The organism is Bradyrhizobium sp. Arg816 (assembly GCF_029989365.1).
Taxonomy (GTDB): Bacteria; Pseudomonadota; Alphaproteobacteria; order Rhizobiales; family Xanthobacteraceae; genus Bradyrhizobium.
Window position 1 is genome coordinate 134,567 of the sequence record NZ_JAPRAQ010000019.1, and the last position, 24,909, is coordinate 159,475.

A 24,909-nucleotide genomic window follows, 5' to 3' on the forward strand; every position below is an offset into this window, starting at 1 on the left:
GCTTGCGGGGGAGAGGTCGGATTGCATCGAAGATGCAATCCGGGTGAGGGGGTACAGGTCTCTCGACGATCTCGCGTGTGGAGGGAGGCCCCTCACCCCAACCCTCACAGCGCGAGCGAAGCTCGTCGCGGCCCCGCAAGCAGGGCGAGGGAGTGCACCTTCACCGCGAAGCAGGCGTCGCCGCGCGCATCGATTGCGGCAGCACGTAGGGCACGCCGTCGTCGGCCTGATGAACGACGGCGTCGATTTCGAAGATGTCGCGGATGGTCTCGCGCGTGACGATTTTGCTGCGCGGGCCGTCGGCGGCAAGCCTGCCGCCGTTCAGCACGATCAGCCGGTCGGCGAAGCGGATCGCGAGGTTGAGGTCGTGCAGGATTGCGATGACAGCCGTGCCGCCTGCAGCGCGGCGGCGCGCGGCTTCGACGAGGTCGATCTGGTGACGCAGATCGAGGCTCGATGTCGGCTCGTCCAGCAGCAGAAGTCCTGGTCCGTGCTCGGCCTCGCCGCAGGCGAGCTGCACCAGCACGCGGGCGAAATGAGTGCGCTGCTGCTCGCCGCCCGACAGCGTCGGCAATTGCCGTTCGCGGAAATGTGCGAGGCCGACCTCATCGAGCGCGGCGTCGACGAGCGGCACGGCATCGCGCAGGCTGCGGTCGCCCGCGCCCATCAGCACGATCTCCTCGACCGTGAAGGGGAAGGTGACGTTGATGTGCTGGGACAGCATCGCACGGCGCGCGGCGAGCTCGCGCGGTGTATAGCTCGTTATGTCGCGTTGCTTCAGCCGCACCTCGCCCTCGCTCGGACGAAGATCGCCGGAGAGTAGCCGCAGCAGCGTCGACTTGCCGGCGCCGTTCGGGCCGATGATCGCGACCATCTCGCCGGCTTCAACCGAGAGACCGACCCCATCGAGCAGCGTGGCGCGGCCGGCGCGCTTGCTTAAGCGTCGCGCCTCGATCACGGCGCTCATAGTGAGGCGAGCCCGCGCTGGCGCAGCAGGATGCCGAGGAAGACAGGCGCGCCGACGGCCGCGGTCAGGATGCCGACCGGCATCTCCGCGGGCGCCACGATGGTGCGCGCCAGCGTGTCGGCGCCGACCATCAGGATCGCGCCGAGCAGCACCGAGGCCGGCAGCAACAGGCGGTGCGCCGGCCCGATGATGAGGCGGAGCAGATGCGGCACGACGATGCCGACGAAGCCGATGACGCCACTGATCGACACCGCGACCCCGGTCATGGCGGAGACCATGACGATCGAGATCCGCTTCAGACGCTCGACGTCGACGCCGCCGTGAAACGCGTCGGCCTCGCCAAGCACCAGGAGATCGAGACCGCGTGCGATGAAGGCGAAGGCGCCGAGCCCGATGATGAGGATCGGCGCGAGCACGGCGGTCTTGGTCCAGGTCGCGCCGCTCATCGAGCCCAGCAGCCAGAATGTAATGTCGCGAAGCTGGCGGTCGTCGGCGATGAACACCAGAAGCCCGATGCCGGCATTGGTGATGGCCGTGATGGCGACGCCGGCGAGCAGGAAGATCGCGATCGAGGTCCGCCCGGCGCGGCTGGAGATGCCGTAAAGGATCGCGGTGGTCACCAGCGAGCCCGCAAAGGCCGCGAGCGGCAAGAGCTCGGTCTGAAGGAAACGCAGCGTCTCGCCGAAGCGCGAATCGGTGAAGACGATCGCGCTCGCGGCCGCCAACGCGCCGCCGCTGGAGACGCCGACCAGCGCGGGATCGGCGAGCGGGTTGCGAAACAATCCTTGCATGATCGCGCCGGCCGCGGCGAGCAGGCCGCCGACCATCGCGGTCGCCGCGATCCGGGGAATGCGGATCGACCACAACACGAGCTGGTCGCGCGCCGTCATGGCGTCGGCGGTGGTGTTGCCTGCAAGACCGAGCGCGGCGGGCAAGCGAGAGAGGGGAATGCCGGCTGCGCCCACGGTCAGCGCGACGATGGCGGTGGCCGCGAGGATCACCAAGAGAAGGGGAATGGCAATCGACGTAAATCGCCGTCCTGCGCCCGCGCGCCGCGGGCTCCGCGAGTCCGTCCCGATCGCCACGCTCATTGCCGGCAGTTCGCCGCCGACAGAGCCGACGTGAAGGCGCCGCCGTTAGCCAATGCCGGATAGAGCTTGACGGAGAGATCACGCGCCGCAGATGCCGTGCGCGGTCCGAAGCCGAGCAGATAGAGGCCGTCCATCGTGATGAAGCTCTTGTTGGCAGCGACCGGCGTCAGGGCGAAGCCGGGATGGGCGTAGACCGCGTCGGCCTGGAGCGAATCCTTGCCGCGCTCGATCGACAGCACGACGTCGGGTTTTGCCGCGACGATCGCCTCGTCGCCGATGTTCTTGTAGCCGTCGTAATCCTCGACCGCGTTGGTGGCGCCCGCGAGCTGGATGATCTCGTCGGCAGCGGTCTTGTGACCGGCGACCATCGCCCGTCCGTTCAGGAGCGACATCACGAACATCACGCGGACCGGCTTCGTGACCTTGGCACGCAGTGCGCGCAGCTGCGCAAGATCCGCAGCCACTGCGGTCGCCAGGCATTCGGCGCGCGCATCGACGCCCATGGCATGGCCGACCAGCTTGATCTTCTCGATCAGGCCCTCCTCGGAGAAGGTCTCGGGCACTAGCACAAGCGGCACCTTCGCCGTCTCCAGCAGGTCCATGGTCTCGCGCGGGCCCGATCCCTGGATCGCCAGGATCAGGGTCGGGTTGAGGCCCAGCACGCCCTCGGCCGAAATCTGACGCATGTAGCCGACATTGGGTTTGTCGTGCAGCGCCGCCGCCGGATACAGGCTCGTGGTGTCGACGCCGACCAGGCGATTCTCCAGCCCGAGCGCATAGAGGATCTCGGTGATGGCGCCGCCGATCGAAACGGTGCGCGCGAAGTCGGCAACGGCGACATCGCGATTGCGCGCATCATGCACGGTGATACCGGCGGCGTGCGCGGCGGAGCCAAGCGCGATTGTGCCGGAAAGCAGCAGGTTTGCGAGGGTGCGACAAAATGTCATTGCAGGTTACTTCGTCAGGATCAGCTTGTTCTGCGAGGTCAGGCGAAGGCGATAGGCGTCCTCGCCATGCGCGATGATGATCTCGCGCTCCGCCGCAAAGAGCTCGCGGCTGTCGATCCGGCTCCCGCGCATGGTTAGAGTTCTCGTTGTTGCAGAAGGGCTTTGTGTCGGCCCCGCCGCATCGCCGCTATTGTCTCCGGACGCTGCTGACATGGTAGGTGTGATGCGCTTTCGAAATTTCAGATGCGTCTTGTTTGTATAAGCGGCATCAGGCGCATTCCAACGGCGGCAATTTACAATCGATATAAACTGCAACCGGATGACATTGACCGTCAGGGTGTTGCCACGTAACCAAATGGAACAATGCGGGCCGGGGGTCTGCACCAGAGAATAGCCAGCTAGTCGCTCGCCGCGCGAGCGCACGCCAGCCAAACAAGACATCTCATGATTGGGTTGGGTGTATGGCTGACGGGGCTAGGTATTCGCGCGCGCTGATTTTGGGCGCGTCGGTGGTTTCAATTGCGGCGGTGTCGCCGGTGAGCAGTTTTGCGCAGACCGCATCGCCGCAGGCCGAAAGTACGTCGTCTGAACGGGCGAAGCAGGCCAAGCGCAGGCAAGCCAAGCCGCAAGTTGCACAGCAGGCAACGCCTGAAATCATGAACGCCCGCGCCCAGACCGGCGGCACGGCGCCGGTTCAGGTGCTCGACACCATTACGGTCGCAGCAACGAAGACCAAGGAGCGCGCGATCGATGCGCTCGCGCCGGTCAGCTCGATTTCGCTCGACCAGATCCAGGGGCTTCAGCCGAACCGGTTGTCCGACATCTTCTATGCCGTGCCCGGCGTGTCGTTCCAGGAGCGCGGCGATGATCCCGCGACCGTCATCAACATCCGCGGTTTGCAGGAGTTCGGGCGCGTCGCGGTCGTCGTCGACGGTGCGCGGCAGAATTACCAGCGCACCGGTCACAATGCGAGCGGCTCCTTCTTCCTCGATCCCGAACTGGTCGGTGGTGTCGACGTCGTGCGCGGCCCGACTGCCAACATCTACGGCTCCGGTGCGATCGGCGGCCTGGTCTCGTTCCGCACCAAGGACATCAATGATGTGCTGCGTCCCGGCGAGCGCTGGGGCGTCGATCTCTCCGGCTCCTACGGCTCCAACAACAATCGCGGCCTCGGCTCGGTGTTCGGCGGCGTGCGCGCCACGCCCGACGTCGATATCTTCGGCGGCGCGGTCTACCGCACGCAAGGAAATTACAAGGACGGCAACGGCACCGAGATCGGTAACACCGGCAACCAGGTCGAGAGCGGCCTGATGAAGCTCACGGTGCGTCCCGCCCTCGGCCACGAGGTCAAGTTCGGCGCCATCTTCCAGGACTATCAATACGATATCGGCCAGTTCAACAGGGGGCCAGTCGCGACCCCAGCCCAGCGCGCGCTCTATCAGGGCTCGTCGGTCTACGCCTCCGACGCTAAGAACTACACCGGCACGATCACCTGGAATTATGCGCTGCCGAGCGACAATCTGTTCGACTGGCACATGTCGGTCTACGGCAACCGCGTCGATAACGACCAGACCAAGACCTATCACTATTCGACATCGGGCGCGGCCCTGTGCGGCACCGGCAATTTCGGCAACAACATCTCGGGCTGCGTCGGCGACAAGCGCGGCTATGTCCTCAATACCTACGGTATCGACGCGAACAACACCACGCGCTTCAACGTCGGCGACTGGCGCAATGCGCTCACCGTGGGCTTCGACGCGTTCCAGGATGACGTGATCACGACCGACAGCCGCGGCAACTCCAACATCACGACGCCGAGCGGCATCCGCACCGTGTCGGGCGGGTTCCTGCAGTTGAAGCAGAACTACAGCACCTGGTTCGAGGCGGTGAGTGCGATCCGCTACGACCGCTACGATCTGGAATCGGGCAAGACCAATGGCAGCGGCGACCGCTTCTCGCCGAAGATCACTCTCGGCGTGACGCCGGTTGCCGGCTTCCAGCCCTATGTCAGCTACGCCGAAGGCTATCGCGCTCCATCGATCACGGAGACCGTGATCTCCGGCGCGCACGCGACCGGCGGCGGACCGGCCTTCTTCCCCTGTCCCGACGGAACTGTCGGTCTGTTCTGCTTCCTGCCCAACCCGAATCTTCGTCCCGAAGTCGGCAAGAACAAGGAAGTGGGCTTCAATCTGAAGTACGACAACATCTTCAGCGCCAGTGACTCCTTCCGCGGCAAGATCAACCTGTTCCGCAACGATGTTTCGGATTACATCGATCTCGTCGCTTCGGCGCCGGTTGCGGTGCCGCCGTTCGGCTCCTTCAGCCAGTACTACCAGTATCAGAACATCGCACAGGCCCGTATCCAGGGTTTCGAAGCGGAGACGATGTACGATGCCGGCAACTGGTTCATCGGCGTCGCCGGCCATTACATCCAGGGCAAGAACGCTGTCACCAATGTCGGGCTCGCGAGCATCACCCCGCGCAAGGTCGTCACGACCGGTGGTGTCCGCCTGCTCGATCGCACGCTGATCCTGTCCGCACAGTGGGCCTCGTTCGGTCCCAACAACGACGTGCCCGCCGGCTATTTGCCTGCGACCGGGTACGAGCTGGTCAACCTGTACCTGACCTACAACGCGACCAGGGACATCGTGTTCTCGGCCTCGATCGACAACCTCTTGAACCAGTACTACCGGCCTTACGCCATTCCCGGCACCTCGACCGACGGCACCACGCAGAACGACGTGCTGTGGTCGAGCCCGGGACCTGGCAGGGTCTACAAGGCCGGCTTGAAGATTCACTTTGGAGGTGCGTAAGCCGAAAGGTTCGCGACACCCGCAATCCTCGCCGGGCCGCGCTGATGCTCCAGCGCGGCTTCGGCGCATTTTCGTCTTGATCAGAAGGAGAGACTCTTATGTTCATCGCCATGAATCGTTTCCAGGTGAAGCTCGGCTCGGAGGTCGCTTTCGAGACCGTCTGGCGCACCCGCGAATCCTATCTCGGCAGCATGGCCGGCTTCGTCGAATTCCACCTGCTCAAGGGGCCGGCGCTCGAGGACCACACGCTGTATTCCTCGCACACGGTGTGGGTCGACAAGGCAGCCTTCGAGGCCTGGACGCGATCGGACGAATTCCGTCGCGCCCACGCGCGCGCCGACAACAAGACCGGCGAAAGCCTCTATCTCGGCCATCCCAAGTTCGAAGGGTTCGAGGTCATCATGACCGAGCGCAAGACGAACGCGGCCGCTTGAGATCGCGGCGGATCACGAAAGGGAGCCGGACATGCTGAGCACCGATCTCGCCGATCTCAAGGCGTATATGGCTGACAATCCCGGTGCGGTGATCGAGGACGTTGCGCGCGAGCGCAAGGTCACTCCACGCGCGGTGATCGAGGCGCTGCCGTCGTCGATGGTGCGTATCGGTGGCGGCGATCACTTCGCCGCCGCCATGCAGGACATCGCCGCGTGGGGCGAGGTCACGCTGATCGTGCATACGGATGACGCGATCTTCGAGTTCACGGGCGCGGTCCCGGCGGGCGAGATCGGCCGCGGCTATTTCAACCTGATGCAGCCGAAGGGCTTGCACGGCCATCTCCGCCACGAGCGCTGCGCGGCCTTAGCCTTCGTCGAGCGTCCCTTCATGGGCAAGACCTCGGCCTTCGTTGCCTTCGTCAATGCCGACGGCGGCATCATGTTCAAGGTCTTTGTCGGCCGCGACGAGACCCGGGCGCTGCGGGCGGATCAGCTCGTGCGATTCCGGCAACTGGCGGATCGCGTCGCGGCACGGGGCGCGGCGTAATTTCCTTCTGTCTGTCGGGAGATCAGGATGCAGGGCAATTTTGGGCTTCGGCACATGATCCTAGCAATCGCGCTGGCGCTCGCGCCGGCCCCGGCCTTCGCGATCGACGAAGCGCTGTTGCCGCGCAATCTGTCGCCCTGGGGCATGTTCCTCGGTGCCGACATCATCGTGAAGACGGTGATGGTCGGGCTCGCCATCGCCTCGCTGGTGACGTGGACGGTGTGGCTCGCCAAGACCATCGAGCTGCGCCGCAAAGGCGCGCTCGCCGTGCAGCGGACGCGCGCGCTCGAGGGCAGGATGAAGCTGGCGGAGGCGGCGGAGCGGACCGGCGACGCGCATGATGCGGTCGCCCAGCTCATCCAGTCCTGTGCCAAGGAGGCCGAGCTCTCCGGCGGCATTGTCGATGACGGCCTCCAGGAGCGCGTGGCGCTGCGGCTGGAACGGGTCGAGGCGGCGATGTCCAGGCAGATCGCGCGCGGCACCGGCGTGCTCGCGACCATCGGCGCCACGGCGCCGTTCGTCGGCCTGTTCGGCACCGTCTGGGGCATCATGAACTCCTTCATCGGCATCTCCGAGAGCCACACCACGAGCCTTGCGGTGGTCGCGCCCGGCATCGCCGAGGCGCTGCTTGCGACAGCGCTCGGACTCGTCGCGGCTATTCCGGCGGTGGTGATCTACAACCATCTCGTCCGCGGCATCGCCAATTACCGCGCGCTGCTTGGGGACGCCTCGGCGCAGCTCATGCTGCTGGTCAGCCGGCAACGCGACAACAGAGAGTTCCGCCTGGCGCGGGCGGCGGAGTAGGCCATGGCTGCCAAGCTCGGTGCACGCGGGGGATCGCCGCTGAGGCGCGGCGACCCCGGCGATCTCGACGTCACCCATGAGATCAACGTCACGCCGTTCATCGACGTGATGCTGGTGCTGCTGATCATCTTCATGGTGGCCGCCCCGCTCGCGACCGTCGATATCGGCGTCGAGCTGCCGGCGACCGCAGCCGAGCCGGCGCCACGGCCGGACAAGCCGACCTTCGTGACGGTGAAGCCGGATCTCACCGTGGCCGTCGGCGAAGACACGATGGCACGCGACGGCCTCGCCGCTGCGCTCGCTGCGGCCACCAATGGCCGCAAGGACGAGCGCATCTATCTGCGCGCCGACAAGGCCGTGAGCTACGGCGATTTGATGGAGGTGATGAACACCTTGCGCAATGCCGGCTACCTCAAGGTCGCGCTGGTCGGTCTCGACGGACGCAGCTGATGGCCGCGAACGCCTTTGCCCTGCACGAGCCGCTTGGCGAGCGCGAAACCGCGCGCTGGGGTGTATCGGGCGCGGTGATCGTGGCGTTGCATGTTGCCGCTGCGGTGCTGGCGATGAGCTGGCTCAGGTCGCAGCCGGAGCAGGGCGTCACCTTCCCGGCGATCATGGTCGATATGGCGCCGGTGACCTCGGCACCGCAGCCGACGCCGGACAACGTCGCGCCCGGGCCGGTGATGCAGGAGGCCGACGCCTCGCCTCCGGAGCCGATGCAGCAGCAGGCCGTCGAGGAGACCATCGCGCCGACGCCGCCGCAGGAAAAGCCTGAAGTCGTTGCGCCACCGGAGCAGAAGCTGGAGCCGCTACCTGCCAAGCCCGAACCTGCGAAGATCGTGCCGGTCGAAAAGACCGCGCCGGAGAAGCCCAAGGTGGTTCGCCGCGAAGCCAAAAAGCGCTCGGATGCGACGCCTGCGCCACGGACCAGCGCGCCGCCGCGGGCCGAGCGCGAGGCGCCGATGGCGTCTGCCATGAGTGCAGGCGCCGTGGCTTCAGCAATCGCGTCCTACAATCAACGCGTTCGCGCGCATCTGATGCGCTTTCACCAATATCCTTCGAGTGGTGGCGGCGCGCGCGGTGTCGCGAGGCTCAGTTTCACGCTCAGCCGCGGCGGGCAGGTCACGTCCAGCCGCCTCGCCGGCTCATCCGGCGTCGCCGCCTTCGATGCCCAGGCCATGTCGATGGTCCGCCAGGCCGCGCCGTTTCCGCCGATCCCGGACGAGATCAAGAACGGTTCGATGGGCTTTACGATTCCGGTGGAGTTTACGGTGAGGTGATGATGCCTCTCCGCGGACTCATCGAGAGTGCGGAATAAAGCTCTACCCTCGTCATTGCGAGTGCAGCGAAGCAATCCAGACTGCCTCCGCGGAAAGATTCTGGATTGCTTCGCTGCGCTCGCAATGATGGAGGTTGAGGCGACGCTGTCGTCTCCAACCCTCTCCCCGCAAGCGGGGAGAGGGAGAGGAGCGAGTTCGGCTTACTTCGCCTTCAGGAAATCCGCGACCTCGAGCAGCATGAACTCGTCGTCGTCGGCCTTGTTGGGATCGCGGCTGGACGAGAACGGCAGGTTGTTGTCGTTGCCGACGATGATGTGGGTCTCGTCGACGCGATCGACGTTCTCGATGGTGAAGAACGGGAAGGTGTAGACGCCGTCATTGAGCGGCTTGCGCGCCTTCTTATCGGGGTCCTGGATCTTCATCAGGTCGATATAGCCGATCTTGCGCACGGGCTTGCCGACATTGGCGTCGGTCAGCTCGATCTTGTAGACGCGCTTGAACTTGGCGATGTCGGGGAAGCAGTTCTCGCCGCGGGTGCCTTGCGGGCAGGCCTTGTCGGCGGTGCCTTCGCCGTTGTCGCGCTCGATGATGAGGCCGGAGGCCTGATCGATCATGTTGAAGTCGCCGATGGCGTTGCCGTTCTGCTCGAACACATATTGCCAGTAGCGGCCGGTGAATTTCTCGGCGGCGACGTCGAATTCGAGGATGCGGGAGGCTTCCTTGCCGTCGACCTTCTCCCAGTCCTTCTTGTCGGCATCCCACAGCGGGCCCTCGAGCAGCCCGTAGAGGAACTTGCCGTCCTTGGACGACGCAAAGCCCTCATAGCCCTTGGAGCGGCGCAGGTTGACATTGGTGTAGGTCGCGCCCGGCGCGCCCGGCGTTGCCACGGCCCAGTTGTCCGGCGAGCGCACCGGCTTGCCGTCGGCAACCGTCTCGAACACGCCGAGGATCTTGCCTGATTTGTCGGCCTTCAGGATATAGGGGCCGAACTCGTCGCCGATCCAGAAGGTGTCGCCGATGATCTGGAAGCCCTCGGTGTCGAAATCGGAGCCGGTCAGGTAACGCTTCTGGGTGTCCTCATGCACGATGCGGAACGGCACCTTCTTGTCGGGATCGTGCAGGAAGATGGTTTCCTGACGCTCGATCTTGCCGCTGGCCCAATCCATCTTGTAGCGGTTCAGGTACAGCATCGAATCCGGCGAGTTGGCGCGTGCGCCCATGCCGTTGTCGGTGATGACCCAGTAGCTGCCGTCGGGCATGTGCTTGATGCCGGAATGGCCCTGCAGCGGCTGGCCCTTGAACGGCAGCGACACGCCGGTCGCACGCTCGTAGGACTTGCCCATCACGGTGCCGAGCGCGTCGACGCGCTTGCCGGTGGTGTATTTGCCCGAGGTCTTGAGATCGGCAGGCGCGTCGGCCGGCGCGTCGATGAAGGTCGCGGCCGGCATCACCACGTGGCCGGCGAGCTTCGCCGGGAATTCACCCTCGTTCTGTGCAAGCGCGGTGCTCGCGGTGAGAATGATCGTTGCGACGGAGGCAAGAAAAATCGCGCGCATGTGCGTCTCCTGTTAGCGGACGACGCCTTATGCGGATGGCATATTGCAGTTTTGTGAAACTGGGCGAAACGCCGCAGCCGACATCTACTCCTTTACCTCGGTCGCCGCATCGCTACGTCTCATACGCCTTCGTAGACCAGCCTGGTGAAAAAGCCGGGGTCGATGACGAACTGGCCAAATTTCGCATCGAACGCGGCCGTCGGCTTGGCGGCAACGGCCTCGTCGCGCGTCTTTCCCTTCTTCTTGAGATTGCCGACATTGTCCCGGATTGCGACCAGCATGTCGCGGAATTCCTGGAGCTCCGCCTTGTTGCTGACGGGCTTGCCATGACCGGGAATGATGATGGTGTCGCTTTTGGCCGCGGCGAGATTGGCGTCGGACGCCGCAATCATGCCGTCGATGCTGCCGCCGGTCGAATAGTCGATGAATGGATAGATGCCGTTCCAGAACGTATCTCCGACATGCAGAACGTTGGCTTCGGCGAACATCACCGAAATATCGCTGTCGGTATGCGCGGGCCCGTAATATTTCAGGGTGATCGATGCGCCGTTGAGCTTCAAGTTGTGGTCCTTGGCGAACACTTCCGCAGGCAAAGCGCTGGCTGGTAGGGCGAGGAAATTGTAGTCCCAATCCTCGACCCGCTGAACGACGGAAAGGTGCTTGCGGGTATTTTCGTGCGCGAGAATCGTCGCGCCTGCCGCATGCAGCCATTCGTTACCGTCAGCGTGGTCGAAGTGCCAGTGCGTATTGATCAGATGCGCGATTGGTTCGCTGCCGAGTTCGGTCAGCGCCTTGCTGAGCTGAGGGCGTGAGACGCCGATGCCGGCATCGACCAGAAGCTTGCCGTCAGGTCCCGTGAGGACGGCAATGTTGCCGCCGGATCCTTCGAGCACGCTGACATTGTTGCGCAGCTTGTAGGTCGTGATGGGAGACGTTGCCGCGCTGTCCTTGATCAGACTGACGAGGCCGCGGACTTCTGCGTAGGCCTGTCGAGGGCTAAGCCATCCCGCCGTGGCGGCGAACGTAGCGCCGACGCAGCACAGGCAAAAGCCGCGTCGAGACATGGAATGGAGCTTTGGCGATCCCATGCGATGCTCGCTTTCTGGGGCGAGTATCGACTGTGCCCACGGTCGCCCCTGCCGCTGACGCGGCAAGGTGCGACCAAGGACGAAAGCCGTCTATCAGGATTGCACGATGCGCGACGATTGCGCGCCGTGGTCCGTTACTCCTTTACCGCGCCGGTCAGCGAGGAGACGTAATAATCCACGAACAGCGAATAGAAGATCGCAACCGGCAGCGAGCCGAGCAGCGATCCCGCCATCAGCGCCCCCCACTGGTAGACGTCGCCGGTGACGAGCTCGGTCAGGATCGCGACCGGCACGGTCTTGTTGGCGCCGCTCTGGATGAAGGCGAGCGCGTAGATGAACTCGTTCCAGGACAGCGTGAAGGAGAAGATGCCGGCCGAGATCAGCCCGGGCACCGCCAGCGGCAGCGTGATCCGCCGCAGGATCTGCAGGCGCGTGGCGCCGTCGACCAGCGCGCATTCCTCGAGCTCGTAGGGGATCGACTTGAAATAGCCGATCAGGAGCCAGGTGCAGAACGGCACCAGGAAGGTCGGATAGACCAGGATCAGCGCCATCGGTGAGTCGAACAGGCCGAACTGCACCACGACGGTGGCGAGCGGGATGAACAGGATCGACGGCGGCACGAGATAGGCGAGATAGATGCCGAGGCCGACATAGGGACTGCCGCGGAAGCGCAGGCGCTCGATGGCATAGGCGGCGAGCGTGCTGGCGATCAGCGACAGCGTGGTCGAGCCGATCGCGACCGTCATCGTCGTCCACAACCAGCGCGGATATGAGGTGTTGAACAGCAGGTGCTTGATGTGCGCCAGCGTCGGCGAGGAGATCCAGAACGGATTGTGCTCCTTGTAGTTCATCAGCTCCGCGTTCGGCTTGAACGACGTGATCGCCATCCAGTAGAACGGAAACAGCAGGATCAGCACGAAGCAGCCGAGCGGCAGGTAGATCATCATGAGCCGCCGCAGCCCGGAATCCCAGGCCATGGTGTCGGGCGCCGCCTTCGCGTCGGCCACGGCAGGTTGGGCGACGGTATCAGTCATTGCTCTCTCCCTGCTGCCATTTGCGGCGCGCCAGGCCGAAATAGGAGAACACCGTCGCGAACACCAGGAATGGGATCATCGACACCGCGATCGCGGCACCTTCGCCGAGCTCGCCGCCGGCGATGCCGCGCTGGAAGGCCAGCGTCGCCAGCAGATGGGTCGAGTTGCCGGGACCGCCGCGGGTGATGGCGTAGACCAGCTGGAAGTCGGTGAAGGTGAAGATGATCGAGAAGGTCATGACGATGGCGAGGATCGGCATCATCATCGGGAAGGTGATGTAGCGGAAGCGCTGCCAGGCGCTGGCGCCGTCGAGCATCGCGGCCTCGTAGAGCGAGGGTGAGATGGTCTGCAGGCCCGCCAGCAGCGAGATCGCGACGAAGGGAATGCCGCGCCAGATATTGGCAGCGATCAGCGAGAAGCGCGCCGGCCAGGGCGAGCCGAGGAAATCGACATTGGTCGTGCGCCAATGCAGCACGTCCACCAGCAAATAGGAGATGATCGAGAATTGCGGATCGTAGATCCACCAGAACGCCAGCGCCGACAGCACCGTCGGCACGATCCAGGGCAGGAGGATGATCGCCCGCAGCAGGCTCTTGAACGGAAAATGGTTGTTGAGCAGCAGCGCAAGCCAGAAGCCGAGCGCGAATTTCCCGAAGGTCGCGATCCCGGTGTAGACGACGCTGTAGAACACCGCGTTCCACCATAGGGAATCGGTGAGCAGATACTGGAAGTTCTCCAGGCCGACATAGACGCCCTTGCGGCCGATCGTCGTGTCGGTGAAGGCGAGCCAGATGCCGAGGCCGAGCGGATAGGTCAGGAACACCGCGAGCAGCCCGATCGCGGGCGCAAGACACATCACGATCAGGAACGGCTTGTAGTCGAACAGGCGGACCAGCCAGTTTGGCTGCCGGTGGGCGAGGGCGAGAGGGGGAAGTGTGGTCACGGACATCAGTGTGTTGTCCTGTTCTAGGCTTTCACCACGTTGTCATTGCGAGGAGCGAAGCGACGAAGCAATCCGGGTTGTTGCCGCGGGGACGGACTGGATTGCTTCGCTCGCAATGACGGTCTCTACTTCTGCCGCCGGAAGTACCGCTTGCAGCGCTGCTCGGCTTCCGCGGCTGCGGCCTCCGGCGTCGCAGCGCCGGTCGCGACCGAGGCGCACATCTGAATCAGCACGTAGTCGGCGCTGACGGCGCCGGTCGCCGTCGAGATCGGACCCGCATAGCCGTCGTAATAGGTGCTGTTCATGGTGTTCTTGAACAGCTGGACCTTGGGATCCTGCGACCACACGGCGGCATCGGCATAGGCCGCCAGCGGCTGGGCCCAATAGCCGGAATTGGCGTTGAGCCACGGCTCGTACTGGTCCTTCTCCAGCATGTATTGCAGGAAGGCCTTCGCGGCGTTGGGATACTGGCTGTGCTTGAACACCATGGCGTTCAGCGTCAGGCCCGCCATCGGAGAAACCTTGGCCAGGCCCTTCGGCAGCAATTGATGTTCGGTATCGTCGGCGATCGCCTTGGTCGCCGGATCGTTCTTCAGGGAGAAATACAGCGAGACGCCGTTGGCGCTCAGGGAGATCTCCTGGGAGGCGTAGGCGCGGTTGTTGCTGACGTCGTTCCACGAGGTCGTGCCGGGGATGAAGGTCGGGTAGAGCTGCTTGACCCAGTTCAGCGCGGCGATCGTTTCCTTGCTGTTGATGACGACGTTGCCCTCTTCGTCGAGCAGGGCGGCGTTGTGTGACCACAGTGCCCAGTTCGCGAACCCGTTGCCGTCGCCCTTGGCGTTGCCGAGTGCGAAGCCGGCCGGCTTGCCGGCCTTCTGCAGCTTCTGGCAGAGGTCGACGATGCCGGCGTGGTCCTCCGGTACCTTGTCGAAGCCGACCGATTGCAGGATCGACTTGCGGTAGATCAGGGGGCCCGCGGTGGCGCCGAACGGCAGTCCGATCCAGGCGTCGCTCTTGTTCCTCTTGCCGTAGCGCTGCGCCAGCGGCAGCCAGCCGCCATAGCGCTTGCCGACATAGTCGGCGACGTCGGTCAGCTCGATCAGCTTGTCGATATAGATGTGCGGAGCATCGGAGAAGCCGATGATGATGTCGGGGCCGGCGCCGGAATTGGCGGTTACCGCGGTCTGCTGGTTGATGTCCTCCCAGCCGACGAAGTCGACCTTGACCTCGACCCCGGTCTCCTTGGTGAACTTGGCTGCGTTGGCGCGGAACACGTCTTCGTCGGCCTGGACGAAGCGCACCGGCCGCAGCATGCGCAGGGTTGCGCCTTTTTCGATCGGCAGTTTCGGTGCGGGGACGTCGGCGGCCTTGATTGCGGATTGAGCGTGCGCTGCAACACCGGTTGCCGCGAGCGCCGTAGCGGACAGGCCCAGCACCAAGGCATCACGACGCGTGATGTCGTTCCTCATCAGTTCCTCCCTATGATGTCTCCCTTCCCGGCGTTGATCGCCGGTGAAGGGCCGTTTCGGTCTCTTGCCGATTCCCGGCGCGCTTGGCGCCGGCCGCCTAGCTGTTCGGGCCGCGATCCATGCTGACGGGCTGCCAGCGACGGAGCGCGGTGTTCTGCAGCACCGACGGATTGACGCAGCTTACCGGCCACATGCCCTGAAGCACCAGTGACAATTCGTAGCCCACGCGGCGCTTGCGCGCCTCATCGAAGCGTGCCGAGGCCGAGGCGACATGGGCGGTCAGCGTCACGTTCTCCATGCTGAGGATGGGATTGTTGTGCGAGGGCGGCTCCTTCTCCAGCACGTCGAGCGCGGCGTGCGCAATCCAGCCCTCCTGGAGCGCCTTGATCAGGCTTTCCTCGTCCACGGTGGCGCCGCGGCCGGTATTGATGAAGACCGAGCCTTTCTTCATCTGCCGGAAGTGCTTCTCGGTGAGCATGTGATGCACCTCGGGCCGAGCGGGGGCGTGCATCGAGACGAAGTCGGATTGCGATAGCACCTCGTTCAGCGTCGCCGGGATCACGCCGTGGTCGTACATCAGCGTTTCCTGGATGAAGGGATCGTAGGCCATCATGCGCAGCCCGAACGGGGCGGCGCGCTTCGCAACGGCACGCGCGACGCGGCCGAACGAGATGAAGCCGAGCGTCTGGCCCATCAGCCGCGGGATCTTCAACAGCGCAGGCCGGCCTTCGGCCCAGCGCCCGTCGCGCGCCATCCTGTCCTGCTCGACCAGGCGGCGGAAGCCGGCGAGCAGCAGCATCATGGCGTGGTCGGCGACCTCCTCGATGAAGGTGTCGGGAATGTTGGTGACGGGAATGCCGCGGGCGGTCGCGGCCTTCACGTCGACGCTGTCGACGCCGACCGAGCCGAGCGTGATCACCTTGCAGCTCTCCAGCGCGTCGATGATGGTCTTGGAGATCGGGATGCCCTTGGCGTAGATGGCATCGGCGGTTTTCGCGGCGGCGATGAACTCGGCCTCGTTGGCGGGGGCTTCGACGATCTCGGCATCGATCGGATCGAGCGCCTCGCGCTCGAAGGAATAGTCGCTGCCTGCGACCGTGAAGCTCGCGCCCTTCGGCGTCACCACCCTGTATTTCGGCATTTCCTGCTCCCGATTTGGTCTGTCGGTTCTTGTTGTGGCCCGGCCTTCGCGGTGGGCCTTTGCGTCTTTTACGCGAAATCGGGGCGGTCGCGTACAATCGTCGGTTGCCGCCGCGGCGATTTGTTTGGCTGTTTCTGCCTTCCGTCCGGGCTTCTACGGAGCCGCCCGTAACAGGTTGATAAGAGGTCACCCACTAAAAGTTGATTCAAATTTTTCGATTCCCTTGCGCGTCCGTATCCCATTATTGCCGGAGCTGTCCCGTGAAGTTGAGCAATCTGAAGATCGTCCCGAAGCTCGGTATCCTCGTCGGCGTCACCCTGTTCGGCCTGTGCGTCTCCGGTGTTCTCGCCGGCTATCTGATGAAGCGCGAGATGGTGAATGCGCGCATCGACCAGGCCAAATCGATCGTCGACCTCGGTCGCAACTACGCCGCGGCGCTGAAGAAACGCGTCGATGCCGGCGAGCTGACGAAGGATGTGGCGATGGCCGACCTTCGCCGCTACGGCAATGCGATGACCTACGACAACGGCTCGGGTTATCTGTTCGGCACATCCTACGACGGCATCACCCAGCTCGCGCCCGATCCGAAGCAGGTCGGCGCCAACCGCATGGACGTCGTGACCAACGGTCGCAAGCTGTCCGTCGAGCTGATGGACGGTGTCAAGGCCAACGGCTCGATCCTGCTCTATTATGAATATGTGAAGCCCGGCCAGGAAACGCCGATCCGCAAGATCGGCTATGCGGTCGCGGTCCCCGGCTTCGACATGTATCTCGGCACCGGCGCCTATCTCGACGACATCGACGCCAAGATGGGCCCGGTCTACTGGCTGCTCGGCTTCGCCATGCTCGGCATCGTCATTGTCGCCGGCAGCGTCGCTTGGCTGCTCGGCCGCAGCATCAGCCGCCCGCTGGCGCTGCTCGGCACCCGCATGAAGGATCTCGCCGACGGCAAGCTCGAGGGTGAGATTCCCGGCGTCGGCCGTGGCGACGAGGTCGGCGCGATGGCCTCGACCGTCCAGATCTTCAAGGACAACGCGGTCCGCATCCGCGACCTCGAGAAGACCGAGGCCGATGCCAAGCAGCGTGCCGCGGCGGAACGTCGCAGCGCGATGGAGGGCATCGCCAGCGACTTCGAACGCAGCGTCAACGGCATCGTCCGCTCGGTCTCCTCGGCCGCCGCTGGCATGCAGAGCACGGCGCAGTCGATGACTGCGACGGCCAGCGACGCCTCGTCGCGTGCGGCGACGGTCGGCGCCGCCTCGCAAAAAGCCTCCGGCAATGTCGGCACGGTTGCCGCAGCCGCCGAAGAATTGTCGAGCTCGGTTGCGGAAATCTCCCGCCAGGTCACGCGCTCGACCGAAGTCGCGAGCCGGGCCGTCAACGATGCCGAGCGCACCAACGCCACCGTGCAGGTGCTCTCGACCGGCGCCGAGAAGATCGGCGAGGTCGTCAAGCTGATCCATTCGATCGCGGCGCAGACCAACCTGCTCGCGCTCAACGCCACCATCGAAGCGGCGCGCGCCGGCGAGTCCGGCCGCGGCTTCGCGGTGGTGGCCTCCGAGGTCAAGGCGCTGGCGAACCAGACCGCGAAGGCAACCGAGGAAATCTCCGCGCAAGTGGCGGCGATGCAGACCTCGACCAGCGACGCGGTCACGGCGATCTCCGGCATCACCCAGACCATCGCCGAGATGAGCGAGATCACCGCCGGCATTTCCGCCTCGATCGAGCAGCAGGGCGAAGCGACCCGCGAGATCGCCCGCAACATCCAGTCGGTCGCGGCCGGCTCGAGCGAGATCAACGCCAATATCGGCAGCGTCACTTCGGCCGCGGAAGCGACCGGCACTGCCGCCACCGACGTGCTCACCAACGCCCGCGAGCTGGACAGCCAGTCCGGCGCGCTACGCAGCGCCGTCGACGGCTTCCTCGCCAAGGTCCGCGCGGCGTAAATTCTTGCGCTGAATTCGTAGGGTGGGCAAAGACGCGAAAGCGTCGTGCCCACCTTTTCTTTTTGAGTGCGCGGTGACGTCTCGGTGGGCACGCTTCGCTTTGCCCACCCTACGAGAGCTGCTACTGCTTCTCGATCTTCGCGTTCGTGATCAGCTTCTCCCACAGCACCAGCTGCTCGTTGACGAACGTGCCGAGCTGCTCCGGCGTGCCGGAGAAGGCGTCCATGCCGAGCGTGGCGAGCTGGGCCTTGATCTCCGGCTTCTCGACGATCTTCCTGATCTCGGCGTTGAGTCTGGTCACGATCTCCTTGGGCATGCCGGCGGGGCCGAAATAGCCCTGCCACGACGAGATGTCGAAATCCGGCACGCCGGCCTCCTGCATCGAGGGCAGGTTCGGCACCAGCGGCGAGCGGTCCTTGGTGGTGACGGCGAGCGCGCGCAGCGCGTTGCCCTGGACGTGGGGCAGGCCGGTCAGGATGTCCACGAACATCATCGAGACGCGGCCGCCCATGACGTCGTTGAGCGCCGGCGGCGAGCTCTTGTAGGGCACGTGCAGGAGCTCGAGCCCGGCATTGTGCGCAAAGGTCGCACCCGACACGATCGCCGAGGACGACCCCGACGCGTAGCTCAGCTTGCCCGGATTGGCCTTGCCGTAGGCGACGAGCTCGCCGACGGTCTTGGCCGGCACCTCCGGGTGAATCACCAGCATGAAGGGCAGGTCGCCGGTCCGCGCGATCGGGGTGAAATCCTTCACCGGATCGTAGGTCAGGCTCTTGAGCAGATAGGGATTGGCCGAATGCGTGGTGTTGGTCGTCACCAGCAGCGTGTAGCCGTCGGGGGCGGCGCGCGCGACAAAGGTCGCGGCGATCATGCCGTTGGCGCCGGCCTTGTTCTCGATCACGATGCCGACGCCGAGCGCCTGCGACAAATGCTGCGAGATCAGCCGCGTCGTGGTGTCGGTGCCGCTACCGGCCGCGAACGGTAGCACCAGCGTGATGTTGCGGTTCGGATAATTGTCGGCCTGCGCGGCGGATGTGGCGGCGAGACAAAGTGCGGCCGCGCCGGCAGCGCGCAGAGCGCGGATCAGTGATGACAGCATGTCTGGACGTTCCCTCTTTTTCGTTGGCGGGGAACCTAGCTTCTCTTCGCAAAAATCGGAAGACGGGAGTTTGTCGCCCGCGTTGCGGAATTACTTCACCGACGATCCCTGGCGAGAGGCGAACACGACGCCGGCGAGCACGAGTGCATAGCCGATCAAATGAAACGGCTGGAGCTTTTCGCCGAGCAGCAGGATCGCCATCGCCGAGCCGAACACCGGGACCAGATGGAAGAACGGTGCGGCGCGGTTCGGGCCGATCAGCGCCACGCCGCGGTTGAAGAAGAGATAGGCCAGCGTCGAGGGAAAGATCAGGATGTAACCCAGCGTCGCCAGCGTCACCGCGTCGAGTTGCAGGACACGGCCGCTTAGCGCTTCCCAGATCGCGGCGGGCAGCAACATCGTTGCGCCGCAAAAGGTGGTGAAGGAGAGAAAGGAGAGCTGGTGGATCTTAGGCCGCCGCGGGATAAAGGCGGAGTAGAGCCCGAACGCCACCAGCGAGGAGGCGAACATGATGTCGCCCCTGTTGAAGCTGATGCTCGCGAGCGCGGCGAGATCGCCGCGCAGGATGATGATCAGCACGCCGAGAAGCGAGATCGCGATGCCGGCGAGTTGCGCACCCGTCAGCCGCACGCCGAACAGCACCAGCGACCACAGCGCCACGAACAGCGGTCCGGCCGACTGGATCAGCAGCGCGTTCAGCGCCTCCGTGTATTGCATCGCCCAGTACGAGATCGCGTTGTTGAAGGCGAAGCCGACCAGCGACAGGAACAGCATCAGCGGCAGGCTCTTGCGCAAATTCGGCCAGTCGCGCTTCAGATGCGGCCAGGCGAACGGCAACAGGATCAGGAACACGCCGAACCAGCGGATCGTGGTCACCGTCAGCGGCGGCACATGCGCGCCGACATGGCGCGCGAGCACGATGTTGCCGGCCCAGAACAGCGAGCTCAGGCTGAGCAGCAGGTAAGGCTGGTTGTTGAGCCAACTGGCCGGATTCGAGGCCGGTGGCGCGGGCGAGGCAATCGTCATTGGCGTTGGATACAAGCTTGTGCCGGATTTCTGTTGTGACACAAGTCACGCGGCCGCAAGGCTACAATGCAGGCATGGCTTGAGGAGGTGTCATTGGCGGTTAATATGTTGAACATCGAGGGCCTGGAGCGGCTCGATGCAAATGCGCCGGTTGTGATGCTGAACCTGATGCGTTTTCACCAGCGCTCGCGCGACGGCGACGGTTCCGGCTGGGACGCGTACTTGCGCTACAGCGCGATCACGGTGCCGATGATCAAGGCACGCGGCGGCACGCTGCTCTGGACCGGCGAAGCCAGAGCCGTCGCGCTCGGTCCGCACGACGGCAACGACTGGGATTTCGTCGCGCTGGTCCATTACCCGACGGTTGCGGCTTTCATCGACATGATGACGTCGGAGGCCTACGAGACGCAGGCCGATCCGCATCGCGTCAACGGCTGCGCCGAGCACGTGATCATTGCCACGAGTGAGGCGTACAGCAAGTTCAAGACGAAATAGCGCGCGATCTTCCCATCTCCCCTTGCAAGGGGAGAAGGAAGCGGAACATTCACTTCTTCCGCTCCTGCGTCACCGCATCCACAGCGTCACGACAGGTCATCTGCAGCAGGCGGCAGACGTCCTCCGTCGAACGCTGCTGGCTCAGCGCCCCAAACGTCGGATAGCTCGTCAGCACGAAGATCAGGTCGACTGCGTCCTGCACGGCCCGTTTGCCCGCGCGCTTCTCCGTGATGCGCGTGATGAGCCCCGTCAGCAGCTCGCGACGCCGTTCGTTGCGCGCGACCAGCGCCTCGCCGAATTCGGGATCGGTCGCCATGGCTTGGTTGAGCCCGTCAATGGCAGGATCGTGCGACCAGAAAGTACAGAAGATCGATACGACGCGGTCGAGCGCCGCACGCGGGTCCGCCATCGTCATCACCTCGGCCAGCTCGAACAGGCCGCCCTCGCGCGCGATGTCGTCGAACACGGCTTCCAGCAAGCCGCGCCGCGATCCGAACTGGTTGTAGACGGTCAGTCGCGTGACGCCGGCCGCCTTCGCCACCACGTCGAGGGAGAAGTTCGCGATGCTCGCGTCCTTTCGCAGCAGGCGTGCGCCGGCCGCGATGATGCGCTCGCGCGTTTCCGCCGCCGCGGACGCCCGCGTCGGGCTCACATAGCTGCGCTTCGGCATCGCCTCGCCTTCATCTTGACGCATTGACTATACAAGTTGTATATCCAATATAGAAGCCGGTTTGGAGCTTGCCATGCAGACTGCCCTCGTGATCGCCTTGTCGCTTCATGTGTTGTCGTCCGTGTTTTGGGCCGGATCAAGTTTCGCGCTGGCACGCACCGGCGGAGCCGGCGGCGAGCAACTCGTCTTTCCCCAGCTTGGCGCGGCGACGATTGCGATCCTGACCGGGGGCTATCTCGGCCATCTCGTTCATGCCGGCAGCTTCGGTACGGCGGAGCAGGTGCTGGCGCTTGGCGCGGTTTGCGCGCTGATCGCGGTCGGCGTTCAGGCGGCCATCGGTCCTCGCGCAGTCCTCACCCTGCGCCGTGGTGCCGGCGATCTCCAGGGCGTGCGTTCGCGCATCGCGATCGCCCAGCGCGTGGCGGCGGGCCTGCTCGGCATCACCGCGCTTTGCATGGGGGCTGCGCGCTATATCTGAAGGCGACCCTACGTCGTCTGCTTCCTTGACGCCACGAACACACCGGCCAGCACCAGCGCGAAGCCGATGAAGTGGAACGCCTGCGGGTGTTCGCCGAGGAATGCCATCGCCATGATCGAGCCGAACACCGGCACGACATGAAAGAACGGCGCGGCGCGGTTGGCGCCGATCAGGCGCACGCCACGATTGAAGCAGAGATAGGCGAGCGTCGACGGGAACACCGCGACATAGAACAGCGTCAGCAGGTTCGGCCCGTCGAGCTTCATCACGGGACGCGCGGACAATTCCCATATCTCGAGCGGGATGAGGCAGGCGGCGCCGGCGCCGAAGGTGAAGGCGAGGAACGACAGGCCGTGCATCGGCGGCCGCTTCAGGGTCAGCACCGAATACAGCGCGAAGATGATCAGCGCGACGATGAAGATGAGGTCGCCCTTGTTGAACGCGATGTTCGACAGCGTGGTGAAATCGCCATGCAGCAGGATCGTCAGCACGCCGCACATCGAGAGAGCTACGCCGAACGCCTGTGCCGCGGTGAGGCGGACGCCGAGGATGGCCAGCGACCACAGCGCCACGATCAGGGGCGCTGCCGACTGCAGCAGCAGCGTGTTGAGCGCCTGGGTATGTTCCAGCGCCCAATATTGCAGCGTGTTGAAGGCGCCGATGCCGGTGATCGACAGCACGATCATCAGGCCGAGCCTGCTGCGGATCGCGGGCCAGTCCTGGGCGAGATGTTTCCAGGCGAACGGCAGCACCAGCAGGAAGGCGAAGGTCCAGCGCAGGAACGACAGCGTCACCGGCGGGATGTGGCCGGCGGCGAGCCGCCCGACAATGGCGTTGCCGGCCCAGCACAGCGCGGTGATGCTGAGCAGCAGGTAAGGCTGGTTGGCGATCCAGCTGTGACTGGATGATTCGGAGCCCGTGGTCTGGCCGGTGGCGGACATTGTGATTGTTATGGCCCCGTCATGCGCCGGAGCCCCGGCCCGGCGAGGTCGGGCCGGCAGATAGCCCGGCGGCTCCCCAAAGACACGGAAATCGAGCCTGCATCAACGGGGGGCGGACGCATCGCGACCATGCAGTGGCGGGTCAGCCTCGCGCTTTGGCGGAAGCTTACGAAATGGCCATGGAAGGCTTCTGGATTTTCCGGGGATATCAAAGGGTTAAAGTGCGTCCTGAGCCCCGAAAAAGCCCCGTTCTTGCTTGCCTAGAGAGGCTGCTTCCTTTATCCGGTTGGCTGCCTCGCGTGCGAACGGCTCCGGCCGTCAGCTGGGCTGGCGCATCTAAAATCTTCAGAGGATTACCCGCGAATGGCCAACGTTGTCGTCGTCGGAGCCCAGTGGGGCGACGAAGGAAAGGGCAAGATCGTCGACTGGTTGTCGGAGCAGGCCGACATCGTCGCGCGCTTCCAGGGCGGCCACAACGCCGGCCATACGCTGGTCATCAATGGCGAGACCTACAAGCTCGCGCTGTTGCCCTCGGGCGTGCTGCGCCCGTCGAAACTGGCGGTGATCGGCAATGGCGTCGTGTTCGATGCGCAGGCCTTCCTCGACGAGGTCGCCAAGCTGCGCGGACAGGGCGTGGCGGTCGGCCCGGAGAACCTGCGCGTCGCAGAGAATGTCACGCTGATCCTGCCGTTGCACCGCGAGCTCGACGCTCTGCGCGAGTCCTCCAACTCGGCGACTGCGATCGGCACCACACGTCGCGGCATCGGGCCGGCTTATGAGGACAAGGTCGGCCGTCGTGCCATCCGCCTGATGGACCTCGCCGACCTCGACACCCTGCCGCACAAGATCGACCGGCTGCTTGCTCACCACAATGCATTGCGCCGCGGCCTGAACCTGCCCGAGTTCGACGGCAAGGACATTCTGAAGGAGCTGAGCGCGCTGGCGCCTCAGCTTCTGCCCTATGCCGAGACGGTGTGGCGCCTGCTCGATCAGGAGCGGCGCGCCGGCAAGCGCATCCTGTTCGAAGGCGCGCAGGGCGCGCTGCTCGACGTCGATCACGGCACCTATCCCTATGTGACGTCGTCCAACACGGTGGCGGCGCAGGCGGCAACCGGCACCGGTATGGGCCCGGGCGCGGTCGGTTATGTGCTCGGCATCTGCAAGGCCTACACGACCCGGGTCGGCCAGGGCCCATTCCCGACCGAGCTTCTGAATGAGATCGGCGAGGAGATCGGCCGCCGGGGCCGCGAGTTCGGGGTCAATACCGGACGCAAGCGCCGCTGCGGCTGGTTCGACGCCGTGCTGGTCCGCCAGACCGTGCGGACCTGCGGCATCAACGGCCTGGCGCTGACCAAGCTCGACATCCTCGACGGCTTCGACACGATCGAGGTCTGCACCGGCTACAGGCTGGACGGCAAGGAGATCGACCACTTCCCGGCCGGCGAGGGCGCCCAGGCCCGGGTCGAGCCGATCTACGAGACCATCGAGGGCTGGAAGGAGCCGACCGCCAATGCCCGCTCCTGGGCAGACTTGCCGGCCCAGGCCATCAAATATGTCCGCCGGATCGAGGAATTGGTGGGGTGTCCGGTCGCACTGCTTTCCACCAGCCCCGAACGCGAGGATACTATTCTGGTGCAAAATCCGTTTGAGGCTTAACGATATCTTACCGGGACGTGCGCTAGTTGAGTTGAAATGGCTGATTACTATCCGCTGATCGCCCGCGCTATTGCCGCCCTGGACCCCAACGCTCCCGGCGAAAGCCGTCGCGCGCTCTATGAGCGCGCGCGCACGGCCCTGATCGCGCAGCTCCGCAGCGTGCAACCGCCGCTCTCCGAATCCGAGATCACCCGCGAACGGCTGTCGCTGGAAGAGGCCGTCCGCAAGGTCGAATCGGAAGCCGCCCAGCGCGCCCGGGAGGCCTCGCGCCCCGGTCCCGGTGGCGGCGCCCGCAGCAGCGGCAGCGGTGACGCCTTCCGCCGGGCCAGCACCCGCGCCGCCGAGGGCAACCCGCCGCCGTCTCAGCCGGCCGCTCCGCGCACCCGTCCGGCTCCGCCGCCGCCGCGTGCCGACCGCCCGTCCTTCAATGTCGATGACCCGGGCGACGCCCCGCGTGCGCCGCGGGCCCCGCGTTTCGACGCGC

24 protein-coding genes and 1 pseudogene are annotated in these 24,909 nt (G+C 64.8%); 11 read left to right on the plus strand and 14 right to left on the minus strand.

The genetic code is table 11. The features are described from left to right. Positions 1-160: 160 nt before the first annotated feature. From OWC48_RS33810 to OWC48_RS33825, 4 genes are read right to left on the minus strand one after another with little or no spacing between them, the layout of a single operon-like run. Positions 161-967 (minus strand): heme ABC transporter ATP-binding protein, encoded by an 807-nt coding sequence (locus tag OWC48_RS33810; protein WP_282523848.1) that lies wholly within the window; start codon positions 965-967, stop codon positions 161-163. Continuing rightward, positions 964-2,058 carry an iron ABC transporter permease gene (locus OWC48_RS33815; RefSeq protein WP_282523849.1) on the minus strand — a complete coding sequence of 365 codons (1,095 nt, stop codon included), beginning with the start codon at positions 2,056-2,058 and terminating at the stop codon, positions 964-966. The genes OWC48_RS33810 and OWC48_RS33815 overlap by 4 nt, the downstream gene beginning before the upstream one ends. After that, a complete protein-coding gene (locus tag OWC48_RS33820; RefSeq protein WP_282523850.1) occupies positions 2,055-3,005 on the minus strand; it encodes a hemin ABC transporter substrate-binding protein in 951 nt (316 codons plus the stop codon). Before OWC48_RS33820 ends, OWC48_RS33815 begins: the two co-directional genes overlap by 4 nt. Before the next feature lie 6 nt (positions 3,006-3,011). Beyond that, entirely contained in the window at positions 3,012-3,218 is a 207-nt protein-coding gene (locus OWC48_RS33825; protein WP_282523876.1) for a hemin uptake protein HemP, read from the minus strand. A 248-nt stretch (positions 3,219-3,466) separates the two neighbouring features. Between OWC48_RS33825 and OWC48_RS33830 the strand changes: the two genes are divergently transcribed. From OWC48_RS33830 to OWC48_RS33855, 6 genes are all read left to right on the plus strand, one after another. Further along, positions 3,467-5,818, plus strand: coding sequence for a TonB-dependent hemoglobin/transferrin/lactoferrin family receptor (locus OWC48_RS33830; protein WP_282523851.1), 2,352 nt, complete (start codon positions 3,467-3,469; stop codon positions 5,816-5,818). 98 nt (positions 5,819-5,916) lie between these two features. Next, a complete protein-coding gene (locus OWC48_RS33835) occupies positions 5,917-6,252 on the plus strand; it encodes an antibiotic biosynthesis monooxygenase (RefSeq protein ID WP_282523852.1) in 336 nt (111 codons plus the stop codon). Positions 6,253-6,283: 31 nt separating this feature from the next. After that, positions 6,284-6,799, plus strand: coding sequence for a heme utilization cystosolic carrier protein HutX (gene hutX / locus OWC48_RS33840; RefSeq protein WP_282523853.1), 516 nt, complete (start codon positions 6,284-6,286; stop codon positions 6,797-6,799). A 27-nt stretch (positions 6,800-6,826) separates the two neighbouring features. Further along, positions 6,827-7,603 (plus strand): tonB-system energizer ExbB, encoded by a 777-nt coding sequence (gene exbB / locus OWC48_RS33845; protein ID WP_282523854.1) that lies wholly within the window; start codon positions 6,827-6,829, stop codon positions 7,601-7,603. Positions 7,604-7,606: 3 nt separating this feature from the next. Beyond that, positions 7,607-8,053: a TonB system transport protein ExbD gene (gene exbD / locus OWC48_RS33850; RefSeq protein ID WP_208084677.1), complete on the plus strand. Its 447-nt coding sequence runs from the start codon at positions 7,607-7,609 to the stop codon at positions 8,051-8,053. After that, positions 8,053-8,883: an energy transducer TonB gene (locus OWC48_RS33855; protein ID WP_282523855.1), complete on the plus strand. Its 831-nt coding sequence runs from the start codon at positions 8,053-8,055 to the stop codon at positions 8,881-8,883. Before exbD ends, OWC48_RS33855 begins: the two co-directional genes overlap by 1 nt. Before the next feature lie 200 nt (positions 8,884-9,083). Here OWC48_RS33855 and OWC48_RS33860 read toward each other — a convergent pair whose 3' ends face one another. The 6 genes from OWC48_RS33860 to OWC48_RS33885 form a co-directional block, all read right to left on the minus strand. Further along, positions 9,084-10,439: an esterase-like activity of phytase family protein gene (locus tag OWC48_RS33860; RefSeq protein WP_282523856.1), complete on the minus strand. Its 1,356-nt coding sequence runs from the start codon at positions 10,437-10,439 to the stop codon at positions 9,084-9,086. A gap of 119 nt (positions 10,440-10,558) precedes the next feature. Continuing rightward, positions 10,559-11,527, minus strand: a complete 969-nt coding sequence (locus OWC48_RS33865; protein WP_282523857.1) for an MBL fold metallo-hydrolase — start codon at positions 11,525-11,527, stop codon at positions 10,559-10,561. 134 nt (positions 11,528-11,661) lie between these two features. Then, positions 11,662-12,561, minus strand: a complete 900-nt coding sequence (locus OWC48_RS33870) for a carbohydrate ABC transporter permease (protein WP_282523858.1) — start codon at positions 12,559-12,561, stop codon at positions 11,662-11,664. Then, positions 12,554-13,510, minus strand: a complete 957-nt coding sequence (locus tag OWC48_RS33875; protein ID WP_282523859.1) for a carbohydrate ABC transporter permease — start codon at positions 13,508-13,510, stop codon at positions 12,554-12,556. The genes OWC48_RS33870 and OWC48_RS33875 overlap by 8 nt, the downstream gene beginning before the upstream one ends. A 119-nt stretch (positions 13,511-13,629) precedes the next feature. Further along, on the minus strand, positions 13,630-14,973 hold the full coding sequence (locus tag OWC48_RS33880) for an ABC transporter substrate-binding protein (RefSeq protein ID WP_282523860.1): 1,344 nt from the start codon (positions 14,971-14,973) through the stop codon (positions 13,630-13,632). Positions 14,974-15,070: 97 nt separating this feature from the next. After that, a complete protein-coding gene (locus OWC48_RS33885) occupies positions 15,071-16,114 on the minus strand; it encodes a C-terminal binding protein (protein ID WP_282523861.1) in 1,044 nt (347 codons plus the stop codon). A 260-nt stretch (positions 16,115-16,374) separates the two neighbouring features. Here OWC48_RS33885 and OWC48_RS33890 point away from each other — a divergent pair, with 260 nt between their 5' ends. Continuing rightward, the gene (locus OWC48_RS33890) at positions 16,375-18,060 is read left to right on the plus strand and encodes a methyl-accepting chemotaxis protein (RefSeq protein WP_282523862.1); all 1,686 of its coding nucleotides are present in this window, start codon (positions 16,375-16,377) and stop codon (positions 18,058-18,060) included. 121 nt (positions 18,061-18,181) lie between these two features. Here OWC48_RS33890 and OWC48_RS33895 read toward each other — a convergent pair whose 3' ends face one another. After that, positions 18,182-19,159 (minus strand): tripartite tricarboxylate transporter substrate binding protein, encoded by a 978-nt coding sequence (locus OWC48_RS33895; protein WP_282523863.1) that lies wholly within the window; start codon positions 19,157-19,159, stop codon positions 18,182-18,184. A gap of 90 nt (positions 19,160-19,249) precedes the next feature. After that, the gene (locus OWC48_RS33900; RefSeq protein ID WP_282523864.1) at positions 19,250-20,185 is read right to left on the minus strand and encodes a DMT family transporter; all 936 of its coding nucleotides are present in this window, start codon (positions 20,183-20,185) and stop codon (positions 19,250-19,252) included. A gap of 93 nt (positions 20,186-20,278) precedes the next feature. On the opposite strand from OWC48_RS33900, the gene OWC48_RS33905 reads away from it, so the two are divergent. Continuing rightward, positions 20,279-20,680, plus strand: coding sequence for a DUF1330 domain-containing protein (locus OWC48_RS33905; protein ID WP_282523865.1), 402 nt, complete (start codon positions 20,279-20,281; stop codon positions 20,678-20,680). Between the two features lie 49 nt (positions 20,681-20,729). Here the strand turns inward: OWC48_RS33905 and OWC48_RS33910 are convergent, their stop codons facing one another. After that, positions 20,730-21,374 (minus strand): TetR/AcrR family transcriptional regulator, encoded by a 645-nt coding sequence (locus OWC48_RS33910; protein WP_282523866.1) that lies wholly within the window; start codon positions 21,372-21,374, stop codon positions 20,730-20,732. Between the two features lie 49 nt (positions 21,375-21,423). Here OWC48_RS33910 and OWC48_RS33915 point away from each other — a divergent pair, with 49 nt between their 5' ends. Next, complete coding sequence (locus OWC48_RS33915; RefSeq protein WP_282523867.1) at positions 21,424-21,828, plus strand: hypothetical protein; 405 nt, start codon at positions 21,424-21,426, stop codon at positions 21,826-21,828. An 8-nt stretch (positions 21,829-21,836) separates the two neighbouring features. Here the strand turns inward: OWC48_RS33915 and OWC48_RS33920 are convergent, their stop codons facing one another. Next, positions 21,837-22,769: a DMT family transporter gene (locus OWC48_RS33920; RefSeq protein ID WP_282523868.1), complete on the minus strand. Its 933-nt coding sequence runs from the start codon at positions 22,767-22,769 to the stop codon at positions 21,837-21,839. Positions 22,770-23,132: 363 nt separating this feature from the next. Here OWC48_RS33920 and OWC48_RS33925 point away from each other — a divergent pair, with 363 nt between their 5' ends. Further along, positions 23,133-24,425 carry an adenylosuccinate synthase gene (locus tag OWC48_RS33925; protein ID WP_282523869.1) on the plus strand — a complete coding sequence of 431 codons (1,293 nt, stop codon included), beginning with the start codon at positions 23,133-23,135 and terminating at the stop codon, positions 24,423-24,425. A gap of 36 nt (positions 24,426-24,461) precedes the next feature. Further along, a pseudogene (locus OWC48_RS33930) lies at positions 24,462-24,909 on the plus strand (hypothetical protein); the annotation flags it as partial.

What these genes read in the sequence shown, in the direction of transcription:
- OWC48_RS33810 (WP_282523848.1), bottom strand. Translation starts at nt 967, where the DNA reads ATGAGCGCCGTGATCGAGGCGCGACGCTTAAGCAAGCGCGCCGGCCGC.
- OWC48_RS33815 (WP_282523849.1), bottom strand. Translation starts at nt 2,058, where the DNA reads ATGAGCGTGGCGATCGGGACGGACTCGCGGAGCCCGCGGCGCGCGGGC.
- OWC48_RS33820 (WP_282523850.1), bottom strand. Translation starts at nt 3,005, where the DNA reads ATGACATTTTGTCGCACCCTCGCAAACCTGCTGCTTTCCGGCACAATC.
- OWC48_RS33825 (WP_282523876.1), bottom strand. Translation starts at nt 3,218, where the DNA reads ATGTCAGCAGCGTCCGGAGACAATAGCGGCGATGCGGCGGGGCCGACA.
- OWC48_RS33830 (WP_282523851.1), top strand. Translation starts at nt 3,467, where the DNA reads ATGGCTGACGGGGCTAGGTATTCGCGCGCGCTGATTTTGGGCGCGTCG.
- OWC48_RS33835 (WP_282523852.1), top strand. Translation starts at nt 5,917, where the DNA reads ATGTTCATCGCCATGAATCGTTTCCAGGTGAAGCTCGGCTCGGAGGTC.
- hutX (WP_282523853.1), top strand. Translation starts at nt 6,284, where the DNA reads ATGCTGAGCACCGATCTCGCCGATCTCAAGGCGTATATGGCTGACAAT.
- exbB (WP_282523854.1), top strand. Translation starts at nt 6,827, where the DNA reads ATGCAGGGCAATTTTGGGCTTCGGCACATGATCCTAGCAATCGCGCTG.
- exbD (WP_208084677.1), top strand. Translation starts at nt 7,607, where the DNA reads ATGGCTGCCAAGCTCGGTGCACGCGGGGGATCGCCGCTGAGGCGCGGC.
- OWC48_RS33855 (WP_282523855.1), top strand. Translation starts at nt 8,053, where the DNA reads ATGGCCGCGAACGCCTTTGCCCTGCACGAGCCGCTTGGCGAGCGCGAA.
- OWC48_RS33860 (WP_282523856.1), bottom strand. Translation starts at nt 10,439, where the DNA reads ATGCGCGCGATTTTTCTTGCCTCCGTCGCAACGATCATTCTCACCGCG.
- OWC48_RS33865 (WP_282523857.1), bottom strand. Translation starts at nt 11,527, where the DNA reads ATGGGATCGCCAAAGCTCCATTCCATGTCTCGACGCGGCTTTTGCCTG.
- OWC48_RS33870 (WP_282523858.1), bottom strand. Translation starts at nt 12,561, where the DNA reads ATGACTGATACCGTCGCCCAACCTGCCGTGGCCGACGCGAAGGCGGCG.
- OWC48_RS33875 (WP_282523859.1), bottom strand. Translation starts at nt 13,510, where the DNA reads ATGTCCGTGACCACACTTCCCCCTCTCGCCCTCGCCCACCGGCAGCCA.
- OWC48_RS33880 (WP_282523860.1), bottom strand. Translation starts at nt 14,973, where the DNA reads ATGAGGAACGACATCACGCGTCGTGATGCCTTGGTGCTGGGCCTGTCC.
- OWC48_RS33885 (WP_282523861.1), bottom strand. Translation starts at nt 16,114, where the DNA reads ATGCCGAAATACAGGGTGGTGACGCCGAAGGGCGCGAGCTTCACGGTC.
- OWC48_RS33895 (WP_282523863.1), bottom strand. Translation starts at nt 19,159, where the DNA reads ATGCTGTCATCACTGATCCGCGCTCTGCGCGCTGCCGGCGCGGCCGCA.
- OWC48_RS33900 (WP_282523864.1), bottom strand. Translation starts at nt 20,185, where the DNA reads ATGACGATTGCCTCGCCCGCGCCACCGGCCTCGAATCCGGCCAGTTGG.
- OWC48_RS33910 (WP_282523866.1), bottom strand. Translation starts at nt 21,374, where the DNA reads ATGCGTCAAGATGAAGGCGAGGCGATGCCGAAGCGCAGCTATGTGAGC.
- OWC48_RS33915 (WP_282523867.1), top strand. Translation starts at nt 21,424, where the DNA reads ATGCAGACTGCCCTCGTGATCGCCTTGTCGCTTCATGTGTTGTCGTCC.
- OWC48_RS33920 (WP_282523868.1), bottom strand. Translation starts at nt 22,769, where the DNA reads ATGTCCGCCACCGGCCAGACCACGGGCTCCGAATCATCCAGTCACAGC.
- OWC48_RS33925 (WP_282523869.1), top strand. Translation starts at nt 23,133, where the DNA reads ATGGCCAACGTTGTCGTCGTCGGAGCCCAGTGGGGCGACGAAGGAAAG.